This is a genomic window from Bartonella queenslandensis AUST/NH15 (assembly GCF_000312585.1).
Lineage (GTDB): Bacteria > Pseudomonadota > Alphaproteobacteria > Rhizobiales > Rhizobiaceae > Bartonella > Bartonella queenslandensis_A.
Window position 1 is genome coordinate 136,133 of record NZ_HE997979.1, and the last position, 2,249, is coordinate 138,381.

The window sequence follows — 2,249 nt, forward strand, 5'->3', positions numbered from 1 at the left end:
ATATTGGATGATGATTCCCCCAGTATTTATTTTAAACGCTCACTCCCATTCCAACTCTTGTAAAATAAGATAATATATTGATTGACAATGACACTATAGCATGACTCAACTTGAATGAGAGTCCTAAATACCGATAAGATTCTCTCATTTTAAATTCCTTTATGTTGAATCAAACAAAATCACTTTCTTGCCCATCATAAGCAAGTTAAGTGCGTGGCGTAGAATTATATAAGACAAGGACTAAAAAATGGCTATTATGAACTGTCTCAAGAACCAACGGGTCCCACAATATTTTAATTTTAGAGCACGTTAGAGCAGTCCCCAAGTGTGTGCCAAGTGTATGATAGTGCCGGCTTACTCTTTTATGAAGCATAAAGATGAGAGTGCTCAACAGAAAAACAATGGTTGAAATAAAATGCAACACCTCGCAAAGCTTTGATGTTGCTTTTACGCAAAACAATCAGCGCCCTCACACAAATATATCCTTGACAAGGCATAATAAATTTGAAGTGCTGCCCATCATAGCACGCTCGCACATTTTTTCTATAGAATCCTGAATGCCTTAGTCGCAGATCTCTTTAAAATGACCAATGACAGTTGGCCTTTAGGCTTTCGTCCACATTCCCGCTGAAGTAAACGAGGAGAATAATTGATCATTTTATATGAATGAGAAACCTGCATAGAAGAATACTCTCCCACGCCTCTCTTTTTATTTTTCATGTTTCCCCCTGCTTATTTCTCACATCCCCCCTTCTTATATCCCATTGAATCAATCCAAACGATGCGCTTGGCTTATCACAAGCACGCGTAGCCTATCGATAAGAAAAATTGAAAAAGAAAATTGTTCTTCTTCTCACATCCCCAAGGCTATCGCCATATAAAGGCATTCGCCATACAAAAGCATACACAACATTAAAAACTAGCAAATTAAAAACTAGCAAAGAATATGAGGAACCACCATGCCCTTTTTTAACACGAGGCACATCCATGTTATATATTAAGCACAAACACAATAACCATTATGGATGATATAGTTATAACTAAAAATAATAAAAGATATTTTTATGCATACAAAATATTATTTTTAATAATTTAAAAAATTATTTATTACACCATAATGTTTTATAAAATACGGAGAATACTTAAGGAAACAAATCCCCAAAAAAATCGTGAAAACTAGAGCTTACATGGCAAAGAAGCAAGACAAAAATATTTCAAAAAAAGCTTAGCTCATGAAAAATTATAAATTTTCAGAGTATTTTATTTTTCATAATGATAATTATGTATAGGTTTTTTTAACCAATTCATGCATAATAAATGATGTTATTGAAATAAATTGGGGACGTTTTTATGAATAAAAAATGTTTAATTGCATTATCTTTTTTCACTTTCATGGCCACTTCAACAGGACAAGCAGCCGATACGGTGATCTCTCAGCAATCAAAACCGCATGTTTCAGCGCCAAGTAGTTTATCAGCACGGATCTCACCAGTTACTGTTTCAGCACCTTTTTCTTGGTCTGGTTTTTATTTTGGCGGACAAATTGGACACCTTTCCAGTAAAAGCACTTTAAATTACGCACCAGAATCCCAAGGCGGAAAATGGGCTGTGGTCGATAGAGATTTATCACCAGAACTAAAAGGATTTGTCGCCGGTTTTTATGCAGGTTCTAATATTGATTTAGGCAATAGCCTTGTTGTCAGTTTTGATACGGATGTGATCTGGTCGGGGAAGAAAAACACCCAAACAGACCATGGAAAAAAAATTCTCGATAAATTAGACTCTATTCGTGCTATCTTTCACGACGCTGAGATTCCTATTATAAAACCAGCCGCTCAGGATGAAACGATCCCCAACTATGGTGATATTATTGTAAGCAGTGTAACGTTGAAAGAAAAATGGGCTGGAGCTGCTCGCGCACGTATTGGTTTTGCTTCCCATCGCCTTATGCCTTATATTGCAGGGGGTGTTGCCTACACACAGATGCAATATATCCTATCCCTTTTAACAAAATCGCAAGAAGATTCGACAATATTTGCTTCTGGTGATGTATTCGATAAAACAAAAACAATGATTGGTTATACTGTGGGTGGTGGCTTTGATCTTGCCATGACAGATGACATTATCATGCGCACAGAATATCGTTATACAGATTTTTTTAAACAGAAATTTGCAAATGATGAACTTAAAATGAGCACCCAAACGCATAATTTTCGCCTTGGCATCGCTTATAAATTTTAATATCTTTT

The 2,249-nt window shown here is 35.8% G+C and carries 1 protein-coding gene; it reads left to right on the forward strand.

Annotated elements, in window-relative coordinates; all coding sequences use genetic code 11:
• The first annotated feature begins 1,350 nt into the window (after positions 1-1,350).
• Positions 1,351-2,241, forward strand: a complete 891-nt coding sequence (locus BN338_RS01570) for an outer membrane protein (RefSeq protein WP_039758360.1) — start codon at positions 1,351-1,353, stop codon at positions 2,239-2,241.
• The last annotated feature ends 8 nt before the right edge of the window (positions 2,242-2,249 follow it).